Source organism: Hymenobacter sedentarius (genome assembly GCF_001507645.1).
GTDB lineage: Bacteria > Bacteroidota > Bacteroidia > Cytophagales > Hymenobacteraceae > Hymenobacter > Hymenobacter sedentarius.
In genome coordinates this window covers 4,107,039-4,128,496 of record NZ_CP013909.1, presented here as the reverse complement: position 1 = coordinate 4,128,496, position 21,458 = coordinate 4,107,039, and the positions used below count along the sequence as shown (strand labels likewise).

Annotated in this window: 12 protein-coding genes; 10 read left to right on the top strand and 2 right to left on the bottom strand. The window is 61.7% G+C overall.

Annotated elements, in window-relative coordinates:
- The first annotated feature begins 3 nt into the window (after nt 1-3).
- The 7 genes from AUC43_RS16995 (at nt 4) to AUC43_RS16965 (ending at nt 14,107) form a co-directional block, all read left to right on the top strand.
- Nucleotides 4-2,220 carry a glycoside hydrolase family 3 N-terminal domain-containing protein gene (locus AUC43_RS16995; protein WP_082685160.1) on the top strand — a complete coding sequence of 739 codons (2,217 nt, stop codon included), beginning with the start codon at nt 4-6 and terminating at the stop codon, nt 2,218-2,220.
- 174 nt (nt 2,221-2,394) lie between these two features.
- Nucleotides 2,395-3,918, top strand: coding sequence for a xylulokinase (locus tag AUC43_RS16990; protein WP_068196395.1), 1,524 nt, complete (start codon nt 2,395-2,397; stop codon nt 3,916-3,918).
- The gene (gene xylA / locus AUC43_RS16985; RefSeq protein ID WP_068196393.1) at nt 3,896-5,227 is read left to right on the top strand and encodes a xylose isomerase; all 1,332 of its coding nucleotides are present in this window, start codon (nt 3,896-3,898) and stop codon (nt 5,225-5,227) included. Before AUC43_RS16990 ends, xylA begins: the two co-directional genes overlap by 23 nt.
- Nucleotides 5,228-5,682: 455 nt before the next feature.
- Entirely contained in the window at nt 5,683-7,245 is a 1,563-nt protein-coding gene (locus AUC43_RS16980) for an alpha-N-arabinofuranosidase (protein ID WP_068196391.1), read from the top strand.
- A gap of 224 nt (nt 7,246-7,469) precedes the next feature.
- Complete coding sequence (locus AUC43_RS16975; protein WP_233254038.1) at nt 7,470-8,498, top strand: endo-1,4-beta-xylanase; 1,029 nt, start codon at nt 7,470-7,472, stop codon at nt 8,496-8,498.
- A 179-nt stretch (nt 8,499-8,677) separates the two neighbouring features.
- A complete protein-coding gene (locus AUC43_RS16970) occupies nt 8,678-11,332 on the top strand; it encodes a glycosyl hydrolase 115 family protein (protein ID WP_068196389.1) in 2,655 nt (884 codons plus the stop codon).
- A 354-nt stretch (nt 11,333-11,686) separates the two neighbouring features.
- Complete coding sequence (locus AUC43_RS16965; protein ID WP_233254037.1) at nt 11,687-14,107, top strand: zinc-dependent metalloprotease; 2,421 nt, start codon at nt 11,687-11,689, stop codon at nt 14,105-14,107.
- Nucleotides 14,108-14,260: 153 nt separating this feature from the next.
- Here AUC43_RS16965 and AUC43_RS16960 read toward each other — a convergent pair whose 3' ends face one another.
- Complete coding sequence (locus AUC43_RS16960) at nt 14,261-15,217, bottom strand: 1-phosphofructokinase family hexose kinase (protein ID WP_068196384.1); 957 nt, start codon at nt 15,215-15,217, stop codon at nt 14,261-14,263.
- A 277-nt stretch (nt 15,218-15,494) separates the two neighbouring features.
- Nucleotides 15,495-17,486 carry a type I pullulanase gene (gene pulA, locus AUC43_RS16955; protein ID WP_068196381.1) on the bottom strand — a complete coding sequence of 664 codons (1,992 nt, stop codon included), beginning with the start codon at nt 17,484-17,486 and terminating at the stop codon, nt 15,495-15,497.
- Between the two features lie 347 nt (nt 17,487-17,833).
- Between pulA and AUC43_RS16950 the strand changes: the two genes are divergently transcribed.
- From AUC43_RS16950 to AUC43_RS16940, 3 genes are all read left to right on the top strand, one after another.
- Nucleotides 17,834-18,910, top strand: coding sequence for a sensor histidine kinase (locus tag AUC43_RS16950; RefSeq protein WP_068196377.1), 1,077 nt, complete (start codon nt 17,834-17,836; stop codon nt 18,908-18,910).
- The gene (locus AUC43_RS16945; protein WP_068196372.1) at nt 18,907-19,653 is read left to right on the top strand and encodes a LytR/AlgR family response regulator transcription factor; all 747 of its coding nucleotides are present in this window, start codon (nt 18,907-18,909) and stop codon (nt 19,651-19,653) included. The genes AUC43_RS16950 and AUC43_RS16945 overlap by 4 nt, the downstream gene beginning before the upstream one ends.
- A gap of 140 nt (nt 19,654-19,793) precedes the next feature.
- Nucleotides 19,794-21,086, top strand: coding sequence for a glycosyltransferase family 4 protein (locus AUC43_RS16940; RefSeq protein ID WP_068196369.1), 1,293 nt, complete (start codon nt 19,794-19,796; stop codon nt 21,084-21,086).
- Nucleotides 21,087-21,458: the final 372 nt, after the last annotated feature.

Genomic DNA, 21,458 nt, shown 5'->3' with positions numbered 1-21,458 from the left:
CCCATGTCACGCCCCTTCGCCCGCCTGCGCCGCCAAAGCCTGTTGAGTGCCGCCCTATTTCTGGGGTTGCAGGGGGCGGTCCACGCACAGGCCACGGCTGCTTCGGCGGTATTTCTTGACCCCAAGCAGCCCATCAATGCCCGCATCAAGGACCTGATTTCGAAGCTCACGCTGGAGGAGAAGGCCGACCAGATGATGTACAACAGCAAGGCCATCGAGCGGCTGGGTATCCCGGCCTACAACTGGTGGAACGAGGCCCTGCACGGCGTGGGCCGGGCCGGCGCGGCCACGGTGTTTCCGCAGGCCATAGGGCTGGGCGCCACCTTCGACGACGACCTGGCCAAGCGCGTGGCCACCGCCATTTCCGACGAAGCCCGCGCCTCCTACAACGCGGCCGTGGCCAAGGGCTACCGCCAGCAGTACAGCGGCCTCACGTTCTGGACGCCTAACATCAACATCTTCCGCGACCCGCGCTGGGGCCGCGGCCAGGAAACCTACGGCGAAGACCCCACGCTCACCGGCCGCATGGGGGTGGCCTTCGTGCAGGGCCTGCAGGGCGACGACCCCCAGCACCTCAAGACTGCTGCCTGCGCCAAGCACTTCGCCGTGCACAGCGGCCCCGAGCGCCTGCGCCACGAATTCAACGCCGTGGCCACGCCCCAGGACCTGCAGGAAACCTACCTGCCCGCCTTTCATAAGCTAGTCGATGCCAAAGTGGAAGCCGTGATGTGCGCCTACAATGCCACCAACGGCGAGCCCTGCTGCGCCAATACCTACCTGCTGCAGGACGTGCTGCGCAAGCAGTGGGGCTTCAAGGGCCACATCGTGAGCGACTGCTGGGCGCTTGTCGACTTCTACCAGGGCCACAAAGTGGTGAAAACCCCCGCCGAAGCCGCCGCCCTGGCCCTGGACCGCGGCGTGAACCTGAACTGCGGCAGCGTGTACCCATCCCTGCCCGAGGCCGTGAAAAAAGGCCTCACCACCGAGGCCAAGATGGACAGCTCTCTGGCCGTGCTGCTGCGCACCAAGTTCAAGCTGGGTTTGCTCGACCCCAAGGGCAGCAGCCCCTACGACAAGCTTGGGCCCGAAGTCATTAATAGTACCGAGCACCGCGCCCTGGCCCGCGAGGCAGCCCAGAAGTCCATTGTGCTGCTGAAAAACAACGGCGTGCTCCCCCTGCGCAACGACTTGCCCAAGTACTTTGTGTGCGGCCCCAACGCCGCCAACCTCGACGCGCTGCTGGGCAACTACTACGGCGTGAACCCGGAGATGAAAACCATCCTGGAAGGCCTGGTGGGCGGCGTGCAGCCCGGCAGTCAGATGCAGTACCGCCAGGGCGCCATGCTCGACCGGCCCAACGCCAATACCATCGACTGGGTGAGCGCCACGGCCCGCACCGTCGATGCCACCTTCGTGGTGTTGGGCATCACCGGCCTGCTGGAAGGGGAGGAGGGCGAGTCCATCGCCTCGCCCACCTTCGGCGACCGGCTCGATTACAACCTGCCCAAGAACCAGATTGACTTCCTGAAAAAGCTGCGCGAAAACAACAAGCAGCCCCTCATCGCCATCATCACCGGCGGCAGCCCCATGAACCTGGCCGAAGTACACGAGCTGGCCGACGCCGTGGTGCTGGCCTGGTACCCCGGCCAGGAAGGCGGCAACGCCGTCGCCGACGTGGTGTTTGGCAAAGTCTCGCCCTCCGGCAAGCTGCCCATCACTTTCCCCAAATCCCTGGACCAGCTGCCCGCCTACGAAGACTACCACATGGCCGGCCGCACCTACCGCTACCTGGCCGCCGAGCCGATGTACCCCTTCGGCTACGGCCTGAGCTACGCCAAATTCACGTATCCCTCGGTGAAGCTGGCCAGCAGGCGCGTGGCCAAAAACAAGCCCGTCGATGTGACGGCCACCGTCACCAACACCGGCAAAACGGAAGGCGAAGAAGTGGTGCAGCTTTACGTGACGCACGCCGCCAAAAAGGGCACCCAGACCCCGCTGTATTCGCTGAAAAACTTCCGGCGCGTAAAGCTGGCACCGGGCGCCAGCACCACCGTCAACTTCACGCTCACGCCCGATATGCTGGCTTTGGTGAACGACAAAGGGCAGTCGGTAGCGGCCAGCGGCCCGGTAACGGTGTGGGTGGGCGGCTCGCTGCCCAGCGCCCGCAGCGTGACGTTGGGCGCCAGTCCGGCCGCCTCGGCCGTCCTTACCATTAAGTAAAATTCTAGAACGTCATTGTAAAAACGATTAAAAGACCATCATGCTGAGCGCAGTCGAAGCATCTCGCTCGCGCAACTAATCAATGCCATTGCAACGAAACACGCGAGATGCTTCGACTGCGCTCAGCATGACGGTCTTCTTTAACATGACGACTTCTATCAATCTGTATCAACTATGAAATACCTCCTCGGCTACGACATCGGTAGCTCTTCCATCAAAGCCTCCTTGCTCGACATTCATACCGGCAAGTGCGTGGCCGCGGCCATCTCGCCCAAGCAGGAGATGGAAATCACCGTGCCCCAGCCCAACTGGGCCGAGCAGCGCCCCGAGCGCTGGTGGCAGGAAGTCGTGAACGCCACCGCCCAACTCAAGGCCGACTACGGCTTCGATACGGACCTGGTGGCCGGCATCGGCATCACGTACCAGATGCACGGGCTGGTCTTGATTGACAAGGACGGCAAGGTGCTGCGCCCGGCCATCATCTGGTGCGATAGCCGGGCCGTGGAATACGGTGATAAGGCATTTGAGGAGCTGGGGGAAGAGTATTGCCTGAGCAACTTCTTGAATTCGCCCGGCAACTTCACGGCTTCTAAACTGAAATGGGTGCGGGAAAACGAGCCCGAGATTTACGCCCAGATTCACAAAATTCAGCTGCCCGGCGACTACATTGCCTTCAAGCTGAGCGGGCGGCTGCAAACCACGGTGTCAGGCTTGTCGGAAGGCGTGTTCTGGAATTTTAAGAAGCAGGCCATTGCCCAGGATTTGCTGGACTACTACGGCATCAGCGCCGACCTGCTGCCCGAGGTGGTGAACACCTTTTCGGTGCAGGGCCACTTAAGCCCCGAGGCGGCGCAGGAACTGGGCCTCACGGCCGGTACGCCCATCAGCTACCGGGCCGGCGACCAGCCCAACAATGCCTTCTCGCTCAACGTGCTGCACCCCGGCGAGGTAGCGGCCACGGGCGGCACGAGCGGCGTGGTGTATGGCATCAACGAAACCAACACGCCCGACCCGCGCTCCCGCGTGAACTCTTTCGTGCACGTAAACAGCACGGCTGCGCAGCCCCGCAACGGCGTGCTCATGTGCCTGAACGGCACGGGCATTCTCAACAGCTGGCTGCGCAAAATCGTGGGCGAGCTGCCCTACGACCAGATGAACCAGCTGGCCGCCCAGGCGCCGGTAGGAGCGGAGGGCCTCGTATTCCTGCCCTTCGGCAACGGCGTGGAGCGCATCCTCGAAAACCGCCCGGCCGACGCCGCGCTGCGCGGGCTCAACTTCAACATTCACCACCAGAAGCACGTGCTGCGCGCCGCCCAGGAGGGCATCGTGTTCGCCCTGAACTACGGCATGGACATCATGCGGGCCTCCGGGGTGCAGGTGCGCCAGGTGCGCGCCGGCAACGCCAACATGTTCCTGAGCCCGGTGTTCCGCGAAGCCTTCGTGAACAGCGGCAACGTGGAGCTGGAGCTCTACAACACCGACGCGGCCCAGGGCGCGGCGCGCGGCGCGGGCGTCGGGGCCGGCGTGTACGCCAGCCCCACCGAAGCCTTCATTGGGCTCGAACGCATCCTGACCGTGGAGCCCACCGACCGGCTGCGCGAACAATACCACGCCGCGTACGGCCGCTGGCAACACGCTTTAGCTCAACTTATTCCTAACCCAACCACTCCTTCCCATGTCAAGCAGCACGCTTTCTAAAACCGAATTTTTCACGGGCATCGACACCATTCGCTTCGAAGGGCGCGAGTCGGACAACCCGCTGGCCTTTAAGTGGTACGACGAAAACCGCATGGTGGGCGGCAAGTCCATGAAGGAGCACTTGCGCTTCGCCGTCTCGTACTGGCACACCTTCACCGGCACGGGCGGCGACCCGTTCGGGCCCGGCACCAAGCAATTTGCCTGGGATACGCACCACGAAATCATCGGCCGTGCCAAGGACAAGATGGACGCTGCCTTCGAGTTTTTCACCAAGCTCGGCACGCCTTACTACTGCTTCCACGACATTGATTTGGTGGAGGAAGGCGACTCGCTGGCCGAGTACGAGCGCAACCTGCAAACCATCGTCGACTATGCGAAACAGCACCAGCAGGAGACCGGCGTGAAGCTGCTCTGGGGCACGGCCAACGTGTTTTCGAACCCGCGCTACATGAACGGGGCCAGCACGAATCCCGATTTCCAGGTGGTGGCCCACGCGGCCACGCAGGTCAAGAATGCCATCGACGCCACTATTGCGCTCAACGGCGAGAACTACGTGTTCTGGGGCGGCCGCGAGGGCTACATGACCCTGCTCAACACCGACATGAAGCGCGAGCAGGCGCACATGGGCCGCTTCCTGACCATGGCCCGCGACTACGCCCGCAAACAAGGCTTTAAAGGCAAGTTCTTCATCGAGCCCAAGCCGGCCGAGCCCACCAAGCACCAGTACGACTTCGACGCCGCTACCGTCATCGGCTTCCTGAAGGAGCACGGCCTGGAAAACGACTTCATGCTGAACCTGGAAGTGAACCACGCCACCTTGGCCGGCCACACCTTCCAGCACGAGCTACAGGTAGCGGCCGACGCCAACATGCTGGGCAGCATGGACGCCAACCGCGGCGACTACCAGAACGGCTGGGACACCGACCAGTTTCCTAACAACCTCAACGAACTGACCGAGTCGATGCTCATCATCCTGGAGCACGGCGGTATAAAGCCCGGTGGCATCAATTTCGACGCCAAAACCCGCCGCAATTCCACCGATTTGGAGGATATTTTCATCGCCCACATCTCGGGCATGGACACCTTCGCCCGCGCCCTGGTGGTGGCCAATGACATCCTGGAAAAGTCGCCCTACCGCAAGTTTCGCCAGGAGCGCTACGCCTCGTTTGATTCGGGCGAAGGCGCGGCCTACGAGCGCGGCGAATTGAGCCTGGAAGACCTGCGCACCATCGCCATGAAGAGCGGCGAACCCACGCCCCGCAGCGGCAAACAGGAGTGGCTGGAAGCTATTATCAATCAGTACATCTAGGGCTTATAAAAGTAACGTCATGCTGGGCGAAGCCGAAGCATCTCGACTCCTTCGTCTGTCATCCTGAGCAGCGCGAAGGACCTTCTCACGGCTGAACAAATTGCTCGGACGTGAGAAGATGCTTCCTTCGTCAGCATGACAAAAGGCGCACGCGAGATGCTTCGGCTTCGCTCAGCATGACGTTCATCTGCAAAAAACTGAACCAGCCGGCCGCCAGGTGGTGGGAACAGCAAGGCGGCTGGCTGGGGAGGTTGGTGCCGACTGCGACAGGCCTGCAAGAGCTCGCCTGCCAGTAGGCGGCTTCGGCGTTCCGGCACGAAGCACAGGTCCGTTCGTGAGCGGGGCTGGGCTTCACGCAGGCCATTGGCCTGCAGGCCGGAACGCCGCTTTGCCGGCTGGTTCGTTTGCGGCTTCTTTTGGGCCATTCGTTCACATATGGTGCATTTCTACTTTTTATGACCTTCTCCAAGCGCCTGGCCGCTTTTGCCACTACCCTGAGCCTCGTTGCTTCTACCGGAGCCGCGGGCCAAACCGTTCAAATGGTCGTGCAGGCCGGCGACCCCAAGCTGCAAATCAGCAAGCACATCTACGGGCATTTTGCCGAGCACCTGGGCCGCTGCATCTACGGCGGATTTTGGGTCGATGAAAAGCTGGACGTGCCCAAGCAGGGCCGCATCCGGATGGACGTGGTGGAGGCGCTCAGAAAAATCAAGGTTCCCAACCTGCGCTGGCCCGGCGGCTGCTTCGCCGACACCTACCACTGGCGCGACGGCGTAGGCCCTACAGCCCAACGCCCCAAAATGCTGAACATGTGGTGGGGCAATAATTTGGAGGATAACAGCTTCGGTACCCACGAATTTCTGGAGCTGTGCAGCCTGCTCGGCACCGAGCCTTATCTGGCCGCCAACGTGGGCAGTGGCACGGTGCAGGAAATGGCCAGCTGGATGGAGTACCTCAACTCCAACGACGACACCCCGCTGGTGCTCGAGCGCCGCAAAAACGGCCATTCCGAACCTTATAAAGTGAGCTGGTGGGGTATCGGCAACGAGAGCTGGGGCTGCGGCGGCAACATGACGGCCCAGTACTACACCGACGTGTACAAGCGCTACGCCACCTTCGCCCACAGCTACCCGGCCTCGCCGCCGCTCAAGAAAATCGTGAGCGGCGCCAACGGCGACGACGCCAACTGGACGGAGACGTGCATGAAAAACATCCCGCTCAACCAGATGTGGGGCCTCACCCTGCATCAGTACACGCTGCCCACCGGCAGCTGGAGCGGCAGCAAAGGCTCGGCCACAAACTTCGACGAAGCCCAGTACTTCAACACCCTGAAAAACTGCCTGAAAATGGAGGCCGTCGTGACCAAGCACGCCGCCATCATGAACAAGTACGACAAGGATAAAAAGGTGGCGCTGCTGGTAGACGAGTGGGGCGTGTGGACCGACGTGGAGCCCGGCACCAACCCGGGCTTCTTGTACCAGCAAAACTCTTTGCGCGACGCCCTAGTGGCCGGCACCACGCTCAACATCTTCAATAACCACTGCGACCGGGTGCGCGGCGCCAACCTAGCCCAGGCCGTGAACGTGCTGCAGGCCGTCATCCTCACCGACAAGGAGAAGATGCTGCTCACGCCTACCTACCACGTGTTTGACCTCTACCAGGTGCACCAAGACTCGCAATATCTGCCCCTGCAATTCACCAGCCCCGACTATGCTGTGGGCAGCGACAAAATCCCAGCGCTGAATGCTTCAGCCTCTAAAGACGCTAAAGGCGCGGTGCACATCTCTCTAGTGAACCTGGACCCGCATAAGATGCTCAAATTGGAAACAGCGCTGGCGGGTGTGAGCTGGAAAAACGTGACCGGTCGCATTCTGACCTCTGGCAAAATCAACGATTACAACACCTTCGACAAGCCCAATACAGTGAAGCTGGCCAGCTTCGCGGGCGCCAAAAAGCGCGGCGATAAGCTGGCCGTGGAACTGCCGCCGAAGTCGGTGGTGATGCTGGAGCTGAAGTAAACCGCTTTCTGCCCAACCGGACGTTGAAATCAACAGCACGTCATGCTGAGCGGAGCCGAAGCATCTCTACTGCAACACTAATCCAACGGACCCAACGAAGCGGTAGAGATGCTTCGGCTCCGCTCAGCATGACGTTCTTTTTCAATAATATGAAGTCAAATAACTTTTCACAAAAGGCTATTAACAGGTTAGTTGCTGCCAGCCTAGTAGTAGGCGGCGCTGCCTTGCTTACAAGTCAGGCGCCCGCTCCCCAAAAAGGCCTAAAGGACTATTACAAAGACTATTTCCCCATCGGCGTGGCGGTGTCGCCCCAGGGCCTGAAAGGGGCGGAAGGCGAGCTGATTAAGCAGCAGTTCAACAGCATCACGCCGGAGAATGCCATGAAAATGGGTCCGATTCACCCGGAGGAAAACCGCTACTTCTGGAAGGATGCCGACGAAATCGTGCAGTTTGCCCAGACCAGCAAGCTGCGCGTGCGCGGGCACAACCTGCTCTGGCACGAGCAGACGCCGAAGTGGCTGTTCAAGAACGCCGACGGCACCACCGTGAGCAAAAAGGTGCTGCTCAAGCGTCTCAAGAGCCACATCGATACCGTGGTAAAGCGCTACAAAGGCAAAATCTACGCCTGGGACGTGGTCAACGAAGCCATTGCCGACGACAGCACGCAGTTTTTGCGCAACTCGGAGTGGTACAAAATCTGCGGCGAGGACTTCATTGCCAAAGCCTTCGAATATGCCCACGCGGCCGACCCCAAGGCCCAGCTGTTTTACAATGACTACAACACCGAGCGGCCCGAGAAGCGCGAGCGCATCTACAAGCTGCTCAAGCAGCTGAAGGACGCCAAGGTGCCGATTGATGGCGTGGGCCTGCAGGGCCACTGGTCACTGCAGGAGCCCACCGAAAAGGAGCTGCGCGCGGCCCTAGACCGGTATAAGTCCCTGGGTTTGAAAATCCAGATAACCGAGCTGGACGTGTCGATTTACCCCTGGGAAAAGAACCGCCGCGAAAAGCGGCCCGGCGAGTCGGACGCCTACACGCCCGAGCTGGAGCAGAAGCAGGCGGACCATTACAGGATGTTTTTCAAGGTGTTCCGCGACTACAAGAACGTCATCACCGGCGTCACCTTCTGGAACATCTCCGACAAATACACCTGGCTGGATACCTACCCCGTGGCCGGCCGCAAAAACTACCCGCTGCTCTTCGACCAGAATCAGAAGCCCAAGAAGGCCTTCTACGAGGTGGTGAAGTTTTAGCAAGTAAAAGCTATTTGAATCCAATGTTCTATGGCCATTATATAAAACGTCATGCTGAGCGCAGCCGAAGCATCTCGCGTGCAGCAGTAACCCTGATGATTACAACGAAGCGAGCGAGATGCTTCGGCTGCGCTCAGCATGACAGCCTTTGTTAACTACATTAATTGTTGGTGAATCTTATGAAGACACTATCCCTCAAATTTCACCTGCTATTGCTCCCCTTGGCCGTGCTGTTTGCCTTCAGCAATGCGCTGGCCCAGACGCTGCCCGTGGGTACTTTAACCGTATCAGCTACGAAAGGCAAAGGCGACTTCACGCTGGCCGCCAACGGCAAAGGCGCCGCCATCTACGCCAGCGCCAGTGACTGGCCCGGCGTGTTGCGCGCTGCCAAGGACTTGCAGGCCGACGTGCAGCGCGTGACGAAAATTGAGCCGCGCTTTGGCACGGCCAAGCCGGCCGGGGCAGAGGTCGTGCTCATCGGGACTATCGGCAAAAGCCCGCTTATCGACCAACTGGTGCAGCAAAAGAAGCTCGATGTGAAGGCGGTGGCCGGGCGCTGGGAAGTCTTTGTGCGGCAGGTGGTGGAGAACCCCATGCCCGGTGTGGAGCGGGCGTTGGTGATTGCTGGCAGTGACAAGCGCGGCACCATTTTCGGGATTTATGATTTGTCGCAGCAGATAGGGGTGTCGCCCTGGTACTGGTGGGCCGATGTGCCCGTGAAGCCGCAAAACGCGCTGTACGTGAGCCCGGCTCGGTACACCTTGGGCGAGCCGGCGGTGAAGTACCGCGGTATTTTCCTCAACGACGAAGCGCCCGCGCTTTCGGGTTGGGCCAAGGAGAAGTTCGGCGGCATTAATTCCAAGATGTATGTCCACGTGTTTGAGCTGATTTTGCGGCTCAAGGGCAACTACCTGTGGCCCGCCATGTGGGGCAACGCCTTCAACGACGACGACAAGCAAAGCCCCGTGCTTGCCGATGAATACGGCATCGTGATGGGCACCTCGCACCACGAGCCCATGCTGCGCGCCCAGCAGGAGTGGAAGCGCTACGGCAAAGGCCCGTGGAACTACCAAACCAACGACAGCACCTTGCGCGAGTTCTGGCGCCAGGGCATCAAGAACATGGGCACCCACGAAAGCATCGTGACCGTGGGCATGCGCGGCGACGGCGACGAGCCCATGAGCGAGGGCAGCAACATTGCCCTGCTCGAAAAAATAGTGGCCGACCAGCGCAAAATTCTGGCTCAAGAAACCCACAAGCCCGCCGCCCAAACGCCCCAGCTCTGGGCCCTCTACAAGGAGGTGCAGGACTACTACGACAAGGGCATGCGCGTGCCGGACGACGTGACCCTGCTGCTATGCGACGACAACTGGGGCGACATCCGCAAGCTGCCCAAGGCGGGCGAGAAGCCCCGCAAGGGCGGCTACGGCATCTACTACCACTTCGACTACGTGGGCGGCCCGCGCAACTACAAGTGGGTAAACACCAACCCGCTGCCCCGCATCTGGGAGCAGATGCACCTGGCCAAAGCCTATGGCGCCGACCAAATTTGGATTGTGAACGTGGGCGACCTCAAGCCCATGGAACTGCCAATCAGCTTCTTCCTCGACTACGCCTGGAACCCCGAGCGCATTCCCGCCAGCGGCGTGGCGGCCTACACCCAGCGCTGGGCCGCCCAGCAGTTTGGCCCAACCCGTGCTTCCGAAATAGGCGACATCCTGGCCAAATACGCCAAGTACAATGCCCGCCGCAAGCCCGAGCTGCTGACCCCCGAAACCTACAGCCTGGCTTCCGGCGAGTGGGCCACCGTGGTGAGCGACTACAACCAGCTGCTGGCCCGCGCCGAGGCCATCAACCAGAAAATACCAGCTGGCAGCCGCGATGCTTACTATGAGCTGGTGCTACACCCGGTGCAGGCCTGCGCCAACCTCAACGAGCTCTATTACACTGTAGCCCTGAACCGCCAGGCCGTTCAGAAAAGCCAGCCCAACACCAACGAGCTGGCCGAAAAAGCCAAAGCGCTGTTTGCAAAAGACGCGGAAATCATGCGCCGCTACCACGCCGTGGCCGGTGGCAAGTGGAACCACATGATGGACCAGACCCACATAGGCTACACCAACTGGCAGCAGCCCCCGGTAGACAAAATGCCCGAGGTGCAAACCCTGGCCGGACCCGCCACGGCCGCAGCTTCCGCGGCGCCAGTGGCCCCGGCCACCACCGCTAAGCCAGCCGTTTCGGGCGGGCCCGGAGCTGGCTTTGTGGAGAACGACGGCTATGTATCCATGGAAGCCGAGCATTTTACGAAAGCGGTGGGTGCCGGCCCCGTGACCTGGCAGCGTCTGCCGGACCTGGGCCGGACGCTGGGTGCGGTAACTACTTTTCCGGTCACGGCCGCGCCGCAGGCCGCGCCTGGTGGCCAGTCGCCTCACCTCGAATACCAAGTAACCCTGAAGCAAGGCAGGCCTGTCACCGTGCGCGCCTACTTCGCCCCAACCCTTGACTTCACCAATACCCAAGGCCTGCGCTACGCTGTTTCTATTGACGACGAAGCGCCGCAAATTATCAACCTGCACACCGGCCTGAAGCCCGACAACGGCAACCGCCCCTGGGAGCAGGCCGTGGCCGATAACATCATCATCAAAACCTCGCAGCACAACATTGCGGGGGCAGGCCCGCACGTGCTCAAGTTCTGGCGCATAGACCCCGGCGTGGTGCTGGAAAAGCTGGTGATGCACCGCGGCGAACTGCCCGCCAGCTACCTCGGTCCACCCGAAAGCCCCCAAAGCCCGGCACCCGCGCCGGCCACCGGCAAAGGCAGTGTGGGCCGCCGGTAGCTTTTACGTGGATTGGGCCCTGCCCAATTACTGAACGGATGGCCGGTAAAACAGCGGACTTCAAAAACGCTACTGCCAACCCATAATGCAGGGCGCAGCTTCAAAATAAGGCGATTGTCAGCGCGGCTACATAGTGAAATGCCGAGAAGCGGCGGCGTCCGGCCTTGCAAGCACCACACTATAATAGGGTTGGCATGTTGCTTTTATCCGAGAAATCGGTGTAACCTTGCTTTGCTCAATTCTCAGCAAAGCCCAAGCAATATGAAGATTTATACCTTTTTACTGGTCGGCGTACTAGCCTCGCGTGCGGACTGCTATGGCCAGGCGGCCAAGCCTGCCGCCAAGGCCGCTGCGATGTCCCAACCGGCTGCCTCGCTGGCCTCCATGACCAAAGGCCTGCAGAAATTCGATGGCTACTTCCCCTTTTACTATGACCCGAAAACGGGCAAGGTGCTGCTGGAAGTCAGCCGCTTGAACGAAGACTTTTTGTACTTCGGGTCGTTGGCCAGCGGCGTGGGCAACGGCATTGAGCGGGGGCAAAGCTCGTCGGCCATTGCCCGGTTTGTGCAGGTGGGGGGAAAGGTGCTGCTGATTGAGCCCAACCTCGATTACCGGGCCTCGTCGGGCAATGCCGATGAGCAGCGGGCCGTCGACAATGCCTTTGCCAAGTCGGTGATTTGGGGATTTGTGCCGGTGGCCACGGAGGGCAGCAAAGTGCTGCTGGACCTGACGCCGTTTTTGGTGCGCGACAGCCAGAAAATCGGCGAGCGCCTGAGCAGCAGCGGGTTTCAGGGCCCCGGCGCGGGCCTGATGAGCCCGGGCGGAGCCAGGCCGTCGGTGAGCTACCGGTTCGATGAATCCCGCTCGGCTGTGTACCTGGAAAACACCCGCAACTTCCCCAAGAACAGCGAGTTCGAGGCCATGATAACCTTCACTGGCGGGGCCAGCAGTGGCGGCTACGACGAGTCGTTGGCGCCGGACCCCAGCGCGGTGACGGTGCAGATGCATCAGGCCTTTATTGAGCTGCCCGACAACAAGTTTCGGGCCCGCAAATTCGACCCTCGTTCGGGCTTCAATCAGTTCAGCTTCGTCGATTTTTCCGCACCCATCAATCAGCCCCTGGCGCAGCGCTTTACCGTTCGCCACCGGCTGGAGAAGAAGGATCCGACGGCTGCCACAAGCGAGGCCGTGAAGCCCATCGTGTACTACGTGGACCGGGGCGCCCCGGTGGCCATTAAAAAGGCGCTGATTGAAGGCGGCTCGTGGTGGAACCAGGCGTTTGAGGCCGCCGGCTACATCAATGCCTTTCAGGTGAAAGAGCTGCCGGAAGGGGCCGACCCCATGGACATCCGGTACAACGTGGTGAACTGGATAAACCGCTCCGGCAGCCCCCGGGCCTTCTCGTATGGCGCCTCCTACGTGGACCCGCGCACCGGCGAAATCCTGAAAGGGGTGGTGTCGCTCGGCGCCGACCGCCACCGCCAGGACTACCTCATTGCCGAAGGCCTGCTGCAGCCCTACGAAGACGGCAAACCCGTGAGCGACCAAATGGAGCAACTGGCCCTGGCGCGCATCCGGCAGCTGTCGGCGCACGAAATCGGCCACACCCTGGGCTTGTACCACAACTTCACGGCCAGCACCAAGGAGCGGGCGTCGGTGATGGACTACCCGTTTCCGCGGTTCAGCCTGCAGCCCGACGGCCACATTGATGTCTCGGACGCCTATGCCACCGGCATAGGCTCCTGGGACAAGCGCGCCATCCTGTGGGGCTACTCCGCATTCGCCAAGGGCACCGATGAAAACACGGCCCTCGACAATATCATGAAGGAAACCCTGCAGCAGGGCTTCCGCTTCATCCCCGACATTGGGGGCTACGTGCACCCGGCCGCCAACCAGTGGGACGAAGGCGCCGACCCCGTGGCCCAGCTCACCAAGCTGATGGCCGTGCGGCGGCACGTGCTCGATGGCTTCTCGGAGAAAGCGATTCGGGCAAACGCGCCCATGGCTACCCTGGAGGAAGTGCTGGTGCCCATCTATCTGCTCCAGCGCTACCAGATTGAAGCCGTGGCCAAATCCATCGGCGGGCAGTATTTCACCCACGCCCTCAAAAACGACGGCCAGGCGCCCACCAAGATGGTGGAGCCCGCCGTGCAGCAGCAGGCCCTGGATGCGCTGCTCGCCACCATCACCCCGGCCGCCTTGCAGTTGCCGGAGGCGCTGATTGCTAAGGTTCCGCCCCGCCCTTCGGGGTACCCGGGGTCGCTGGAAACCTTCTCGGGCTTTACCGGGCCCACGTTTGACCCGCTGGCTGCGGCCGAGGTGGCGGCCGGCCCCACCATTGCGTCCATCCTGAATCCGGAGCGCGCCGCCCGCTTAATTGAGTACCAGGCCCGCGACAGCAAGCAGCCCGGCTTTGGGCCGGTAGTGGAGCAGCTGCTGGCGCACACCTGGCGCGCTCGGCCTGAGACCGGCTACGCCGGGGCTCTACAAACCGTAGTGAACAACCTCACCCTGAAATACCTGCTGCAGCTGGCAGCCGATTACCGCGCCGCCGCTAGTGTGCGCGGCCAGGCGCTGCTGGAAGTGGAGGGCTTGCAGAAATGGATGCAAACGCAAGCCAAACGAGCCCATCCGACACAAAAAGCCAACCTGTTGTTCGGCTTGTCGCAAATTGACCGCTTCAAGGCCGACCCGAGCAAATTCACGACTCCGCCAGCCGTGAACATGCCGCCCGGAGCCCCCATCGGCATGCCCAACATGGATTTTATGGACTAGGGAAAGGTTGAGCTGCGCCAGGCAAAGCGGAAAAGAAACCATCCATTTTGCCTCGTTTAATTCCAGCCAAATTTATTCAAACCGCTTCACTAAGAGCCTCATGCAGCATCCTGCATGAGGCTATTTTTCATTTGGTTAACTCTTAGTTTCAGCTCAATGAACGGGCGCGAGGAGCGGCATGGTCTGGAGCAGCCACTGGTACAGCCGCTCGGCATCGCGGGCGTGAAACAGCTCGGTGCCGGAGTTCATGGTTGCGGCCGAGCCGCAGGCCACGCCCATGCGCACGGCCTCGCGCACGGGGCGGCCCTGGCACAGCGCGTACACCATGCCCGCCACCATGCTGTCGCCGGCGCCCACGGTGCTACGTTTCTTAACGGCCGGGGCCGCAATGTGCTCTTCTACCTCGCGGGTGACGAAGCAGGCTCCCGCCGCGCCCAGCGAAACCACAACGATTTCGCACTTGCCGGCTTCCACGATGGACCGGGCCGCCGCGGCCGCCGACTCGCTGTCGAGCGCATCGGTGCCGGCCAGCATGGCCAGCTCGCCCAGGTTGGGCTTGAGCAGGTACACGCCTTCGTGCACTGCGCACCGCAGGGCCTCGCCCGACGTGTCGACGATTAGCTTGGCCCCGACGCTGCTGGCCCACCGGGCAATTTCGCCCATAAATTCGGGGGCCACGCCGGGCGGCAGGCTGCCGCTGGCCACCAGCACATCGGGCACCGGGCTAAGGCCGGCCAGGGTGGCCAGCACCTGCGCCTGCTCCGAGGCAATGAGCTCGGTGCCGGGCATGCCAAAGCGGTACTGCTGGTTGTTGGACGCATCCACTACGGTGAAGTTTTCGCGGGTCCAGGCCTCGGTGGGCACGGGGTGCTGCTCGATGCCTTCGCGTGCCACCAACTGCTTCAGGACTTCGCCGGGAGGGCCACCGGCCACAAACACGGCCTGGCAATCCAACCCCAGCCGCTTCAGAGCCCGGGCCACGTTGATGCCGCCGCCGCCGGGCTCTACTTTGGGCTGTTCGCAGCGAAGCTTTTGCTCGGGCACCAGCTGGGGCACCGACGTGCTCTTGTCGATGGCCGGGCTTAGCGTAAGGGTGACAACATGTTTCATGGCGAAGGCGGATAATAAGGCTTTGGGTATAACGCAGGGTGTGAGTTCTTTGATGTGCTTTTCTGGCTTTTCCCAAAGCCTGGCTACGAATCCGAGGGTAGCTCAGCTGCTTCGCGTTGCCTTGAGCTTATCTCGGGCAAGGTTCGTTGGCAAGGCTATGCCGCAAATCGGGTACACAATCCAGACGCTAACACCACATGGAAGCGGGGAGTGCCGGCCGCCGCTTCCAGCCAACACCAGCTGCTCCGGCTGCTGTCGGCTCCTACGCGTCGCAGCCTTATTGCACCAGAATCATGGCCGTGCTGGCGGGCAGCTGCAGCGCGGCGCCGGCCTGCTCCACTTTGCCCAGGCCCTTCTCGTTGAGCTGGTCGCCGCGCAAAATCACTGTGTATTTGCCATCCGGAATCGGCATGTTTACTGCCGTGCGGTTGCCATTAAACAGCACCACAATATTCTGCCATTTATCGCCGCCGGCGTGGTCTTTCAGGCGGTAGGCAATGGTGCCGGCGGGCAGGTTGGGCAGAAACTCCAGGTGCTCCTGAATCAGCTCCGCGGTGGGCAGGCGAAAGGCAGGGTGAGCGCTGCGCAAGGCAATGAGGCGGCGGTAGAACTCAAACACCGCCTGGTACTTGGCCTTCCGGCCCCAGTCGAGCTGATTGACGCTATCCGGCTGATTATAAGAATTGTGTGAGCCGCCTTTGGTGCGCAAAAACTCATCGCCAACTGGCAAAAACGGCACTCCCTGCGAGGTAAACACAATGGTGTTGCTCAGCAAATCCATCTTGATGAGCTCCGCTTCGGAGGCGCCGGGGTTCGATACGGTGAGCTTGTCCCAGAGCACCCGGTCGTCGTGGCAGGCCACATAGTTGATGGCCTGGGCCGGCGACGATGCCCAGGGCGCTTTGGAGTAGTTCACCTTGGCATAATTGAGCTGCGGGTGCTGGGTGGCGGCCACGATGCCGAACTTCACGCTTTCCTCCAGCCCAGGCTGGCCGCTGGCAAAGCCCGGCTCGTTTTGGCGGGCGTAGTGGCCCTTCACGCCGTCGCGCAGCTCGTCGCCAAAGGCTGCGATGCGGGGTAGCTTGGGCATGTTGGCTTTCACGGCGCGGCGGGCTTCGGGCAGGGGCGAGGGGCCGGCGGTCCAGCCTTCGCCGTACACGAAAATGCTGTGGTCCTGCAGGTCGAGGGCCACGCGTAAGGCGCGCATGGTTTCAATGTCGAGCACGCCCATCAGGTCGAACCGGAAGCCGTCGGCGTGGTATTCGCGGGCCCAGTACGCCACCGATTCCACGATAAGCTTGCGCACCATGGGCCGCTCGGAGGCCACTTCGTTGCCGCAGGCGGTGGCGTTGCTCAGGCTGCCGTCGGGGTTGTGGCGGTAGTAGTAGCCGGGTACCAGCTGCTCGAAGGCGCTGCGGGCAGCGTTAGACGTGTGGTTGTACACCACGTCGAGTACCACGCGCAGGCCCTGGCTGTGCAGGTTCCCCACCAGCTGCTTGAACTCGCGGATGCGCACGGCGGGGTCGGCGGCATCGGTGGCGTAGGTACCTTCGGATACGGTGTAGTTCAGCGGGTCATAGCCCCAGTTGTAGCGGTTGGCACTGGCGGGCGCGGCTTCGTCGATGGAGGCAAAGTCGTTAGTCGGCAGCAGGTGCACGTGGGTTAGGCCCAGCTCCACGAGGTGGTCGAGGCCGGTGGTCACGCCATTCGGGCCGCGGGTGCCGAGTTGGGCCACGCCCAGAAACTTGCCCTTCTCCCGGATGCCCGACTGCGGGTGCATGCTCAAATCGCGCACGTGCACTTCGCCAATCACAATGTCGGTGGGCTGCTTCAGGGCCGGGCGTAGGTCGTCGGACCAGCCGGGGGGCTGCGCGGAGGCGGGGTTGAGCACGGCGCCGCGCTGCCCGTTCAGGCCCACGGCGTGGGCGTACGGGTCGGCCACTTCGGCCATGGCCTTTCCCTTAATGGTGGCCTGCACCGAGTAGAAGCCGGTGGTGCCGGCGGGCAGGGTGCAGGTCCAGGTGCCGCCTTCGGCCTTGCGCATGAGATGGTCGGCTGTGGGGGCACCGCCCGTGCCCGCGGTGTAGAGGCGCAGGTGCAGCGCCTCGGCGGTCGGCGCCCACACGCGGAGGGTGGCCTGGCCGGCTCGCCAGGTCAGGCCCAGGTCGGGGCCGTTGTAGGTGGGGTACTTCGCGTAGTCGGGGAGGGACTGGGCCGGAGCGGTGGGAGCGGCAAAAAGTAGCACAAGCAGCAGGAACTGACGAATCATGGCCGCAAGTTCGGGGTTTCTGTGTTGGACTTTGCCCCACACTCCCCTCCTTACTAAGGAGGGGATGTTCAGCCGCAGGTTCGGACGGGGGTGGTTGGATTCGTTGCACGATACCCGAACGACTCCAGCCCAAGTCGTTCTGCTATTATGCTTCCATCGTGCAACGCCCACAACCACCCCAGCTCAACTTGGCAGTTGAGCGTCCCCTCCTTGGTAAGGAGGGGAGTGTGAGGGCTGGGCTGAACGGTAAAACCTTACCCGCGGTCGATAGATTACCGCTTGCGGTCGGTTTGGCCAGGCGTTGGGTTCGGGCCTTTGGTATGTTTGCTTCGATTCTTTGCTTTCCTATGGCCGTTCTCACTCCCCGACGTTTCCTCACCCCGCTGATTCACGTGCTGGTGTGGGGGCTGTTCGGGCTCACGTTTTTGTTGTTTCAGCCCCTTACGGGCCGGCTCACCATGCCTCCGCAGTTTTGGCTGAAGCAGGGGCTGATGTTCTGCGTCTGGATTGCCACGTTCTACTTCACTGCCAAGGTGAGCGTGCCCCGGTTTCTGTTTCAGGGGCGCACCGAGTTATTTGTGCTGGCGCTGGTGGCCACCACGGTGGCGGTGCTGTTTTTCAGCAAGTTTCTGGAGTCGGCCCTGAACCTGCCCGAGCTGATGGACAAGGCGTTTCGGGCCGCCGCGGGCCGGCCCCGGCTGGGCCGCAACGGCCCGCGCATCGACACGATGGGCCTGCTCACCACCATGTTTGTGCTGGGCATCAGCACCAGTACCACAGTGGTTCAGAAGTGGCAGAAAGACGCTCAAATCCGCCAGATGCTGGAGCAGCAGCGGGTTAGCTCCGAGCTGTCGGTGCTGAAGGCTCAGATCAACCCGCACTTCTTCTTCAACACCCTCAACAACATCTACGCCCTCACGCTGCTCGACGGCGAGCAGGCCCGTACGGCCATTCACCGGCTCTCGCGCATGATGCGCTACGTGCTCTACGACACCGCCGGCGGCTTCACGTTGTTGAGCCAGGAAATTGCCTTCGTGCAGGACTACATCACGCTAATGCAGCTACGGCTCGACGACCGGGTGACCGTCACCTTCGAGCGCCCCGAGCCCGTGCGCGACGTGCCCGTGGCGCCCATGCTGCTGCTACCGTTCCTCGAAAATGCCTTCAAGCACGGCGTGGCCGCTACGCAATCCAGCTCCATTTACATTGCCCTGCGCCAGCCTGCGCCCGACGTAGTGGAGCTGGAAGTGCGCAACACCCGCCTCACGTTGCCCTCCACCGACTTGTCGGGCAGCAACGGAATTGGGCTGGCCAACACCCGCCGCCGCCTCGATTTGCTGTATCCCGGCCAGTTCAACCTGCTGGTCGACGACCACACGGCCACCAACGAGTTTCGGGTTCACTTAACCTTACACGTCGCATGAGCAGCCTGCCGCCCCTCAAATGCATCGCCGTCGACGACGAGCCGCTGGCCCTGGGCCTGGTCGCGTCGTTTATCGAAAAAACGCCGTTTTTAGACCTGGTTGGGCGGTTTGGCAGCGCGGTAGAAGCCCTGAAGTACCTGCACGAAAACCCCGGCGTGGTGGAGCTGGCGTTTCTCGACATCCAAATGCAGGAGCTCAACGGCCTGGAGCTGGCCCGCGTGCTGGGCCCCACCGGCCCGCGTGTCATCTTCACCACCGCCTACAGCCAGTACGCCCTCGACGGCTACCGCGTCGACGCCCTCGACTACCTCGTGAAGCCATTCAACTACGAGGAATTTCTGCGGGCCGCTGGCAAAGCCCGCGCCTACGCCGAGCTCACGGCCCAGCACGCCACCGGCGCCCCTACGGCCGGCCCTGAGGAAGAAGAATACCTCTTTCTCAAAGCCGAATACCAACTGGTACGCGTGGCCCTGAGCGACATTCTCTACGTCGAAGGCCTGAAGGACTACGTCAAAGTGCACCTCAAAAGCACCCCCCGTGCCCTGCTCTCCCTCATGAGCCTCAAGGCGATGGAAGAGAAACTGCCCGCCCGGCGCTTCATGCGCATCCACCGCTCGTTCATCGTCGCCCTGGACAAAATCGAGGCCGTGCGGCGCCTCACCGTCCAGATTGGAGCGGTTACCATCCCGGTGGGAGACCAATACAAAGACGCGTTTCTGCAGTTCCTGAGCCGCTGGAGCTGATTTCCTGAGCTACTGTTACCGCGTGCCTGCCACGCCCCATTGCGGCCCGTTTGGGCCGCAATGGGGCGCTGCTTTGCCCAATTCTACCGGGTGCTACCGGCCCGGCACCCGCGCTCTACTCGTTCTCTCCTGCCTTTCCTATGAAATACCAAACGGAATTCGAAAGCTTACTTGGCCAACATGCCGAGCACGAAGCCACGCCGCAACTGGCCGTACTCTGCCTCTCCGGAAGCTTGGGCGGGCTGGAACTGAATAGCTTAAAATTTGCGGGTTGGATGCAGGAGCGCGGCTGGCGCATCACCTTTTTTGCGCCGCCCGCTACGCCCTTGGCCAAGTTGTCCGAAGAATGGTTTGTGCCGATGGAAATATTGGCCGTGCGCCGCGGCTTGAAGCTGCCGCTCACCGCCTGGGCCCTAAAGGAGCAGCTTGAGCGCCTGCACATTGAGGTGCTGGTCGTGACGCAGAACAAGGACCTCGCGCTCGCCACCTTGGTCAAAACCTTAATGGGTGGCCGGCTGCGGGTGATATACCAGCAGCACATGCAATTGGGGCGACCCAAGCGCAGCCTGGTGCACACGCTGCGCTTTCGTCTGGTCGATGCCTGGCTGACGCCTTTGCCGGGCCTGGCGCAGGAAGTAGCCCGCCTCACCCGCTTCGAAACCCAACGCCTGCACATTGTGCCGCTGGGGCTGCCGCTGGAGCAGTTTGCCGCGCCCACCCGCACCACGGCCCAGGCCCGCCAGGAACTGGACCTGCCCGAGCACGGCCGCCTGCTGGGCATCCTAGGGCGCCTCGACGCCGGCAAAGGGCAGGCCTTTGTCATTGAGGTGTTGCACCACTTGCGCACCCAACTCAACCACGACGCGAGCCTGCTCATCATGGGAGAATCTACGCGCAACGAGGGCGAAGCTTACTATGAGCAGCTCAAGCAGCAAGTGGTCCGGTTGGGGCTGCAAGACCGGGTGCATTTCCGGGGCTTCCGCGCCAACCCCAGTGTTTTTTATAAAGCCATTGATGTGTTCGTGCTGGCCTCCGAAAACGAAACCTACGGCATGGTCACCCTCGAAGCCATGGCCGCCGGCGTGCCTGTAGTGGCCACCGCCACCGGCGGCACCGTAGAGCTGGTGCAGCACGGCAAAACCGGCCTGCTGTACCTGCGCGGCGACGTGGCCGCCTGCGCCCGCGCCGTGCGGCGCTGCAGCGACGAGCCGGCGCCCACCCGCGCCCGCGTAGAGCTAGCCCAACTCGAGCGCTGGCGCTACTCGCACCACCGCCAGTGTGCCCTTACCGAGGATATCATCCGGGCGCTCAGTCCCGTCCCCGCCGCAGCGGCCCCAGCCTTGCCCCGGCTGAAACTGCCAATAGCCATCAATGCGGCCTTTAGTAAAGTGGCTGCGGGCGGTCAAAAACCTTTAATCTTACGCCATTCCTGACCTAAGTCTTGTCATTCTTACCCGGTTTAAGCGAACTGGTTGTGGCCATCCACCCAGCAGGGTTCGCCCGCTGGTAGCAGCACCCAGCCCCCGCTACCGATGCGGAATGACAGGCACTAATTTTTCGGAGACTTGAGCTGGCGTAAGAATACCTACAGTCCTGACCGAATATTTTTTAGGCTGAAAGTTCAGATTCTGCTTGCGGATCTAAACGCCACAGTTGCAGCTCAGCATCGGAGCATGTACTCGCACTTGCAGGCCAGTGCGACAAGTGGTTTTCTAGTTGTTAAAAGACAGAGAAATAAGAGGTTTTCTTCTTTAAAATAGCATCGTTGCTCAATAATTTTCACTTTCCTTAGGAGCCTCCGGGTA

What these genes read in the sequence shown, in the direction of transcription:
- AUC43_RS16995 (WP_082685160.1), top strand. Translation starts at nt 4, where the DNA reads ATGTCACGCCCCTTCGCCCGCCTGCGCCGCCAAAGCCTGTTGAGTGCC.
- AUC43_RS16990 (WP_068196395.1), top strand. Translation starts at nt 2,395, where the DNA reads ATGAAATACCTCCTCGGCTACGACATCGGTAGCTCTTCCATCAAAGCC.
- xylA (WP_068196393.1), top strand. Translation starts at nt 3,896, where the DNA reads ATGTCAAGCAGCACGCTTTCTAAAACCGAATTTTTCACGGGCATCGAC.
- AUC43_RS16980 (WP_068196391.1), top strand. Translation starts at nt 5,683, where the DNA reads ATGACCTTCTCCAAGCGCCTGGCCGCTTTTGCCACTACCCTGAGCCTC.
- AUC43_RS16970 (WP_068196389.1), top strand. Translation starts at nt 8,678, where the DNA reads ATGAAGACACTATCCCTCAAATTTCACCTGCTATTGCTCCCCTTGGCC.
- AUC43_RS16965 (WP_233254037.1), top strand. Translation starts at nt 11,687, where the DNA reads ATGTCCCAACCGGCTGCCTCGCTGGCCTCCATGACCAAAGGCCTGCAG.
- AUC43_RS16960 (WP_068196384.1), bottom strand. Translation starts at nt 15,217, where the DNA reads ATGAAACATGTTGTCACCCTTACGCTAAGCCCGGCCATCGACAAGAGC.
- pulA (WP_068196381.1), bottom strand. Translation starts at nt 17,486, where the DNA reads ATGATTCGTCAGTTCCTGCTGCTTGTGCTACTTTTTGCCGCTCCCACC.
- AUC43_RS16950 (WP_068196377.1), top strand. Translation starts at nt 17,834, where the DNA reads ATGGCCGTTCTCACTCCCCGACGTTTCCTCACCCCGCTGATTCACGTG.
- AUC43_RS16945 (WP_068196372.1), top strand. Translation starts at nt 18,907, where the DNA reads ATGAGCAGCCTGCCGCCCCTCAAATGCATCGCCGTCGACGACGAGCCG.
- AUC43_RS16940 (WP_068196369.1), top strand. Translation starts at nt 19,794, where the DNA reads ATGAAATACCAAACGGAATTCGAAAGCTTACTTGGCCAACATGCCGAG.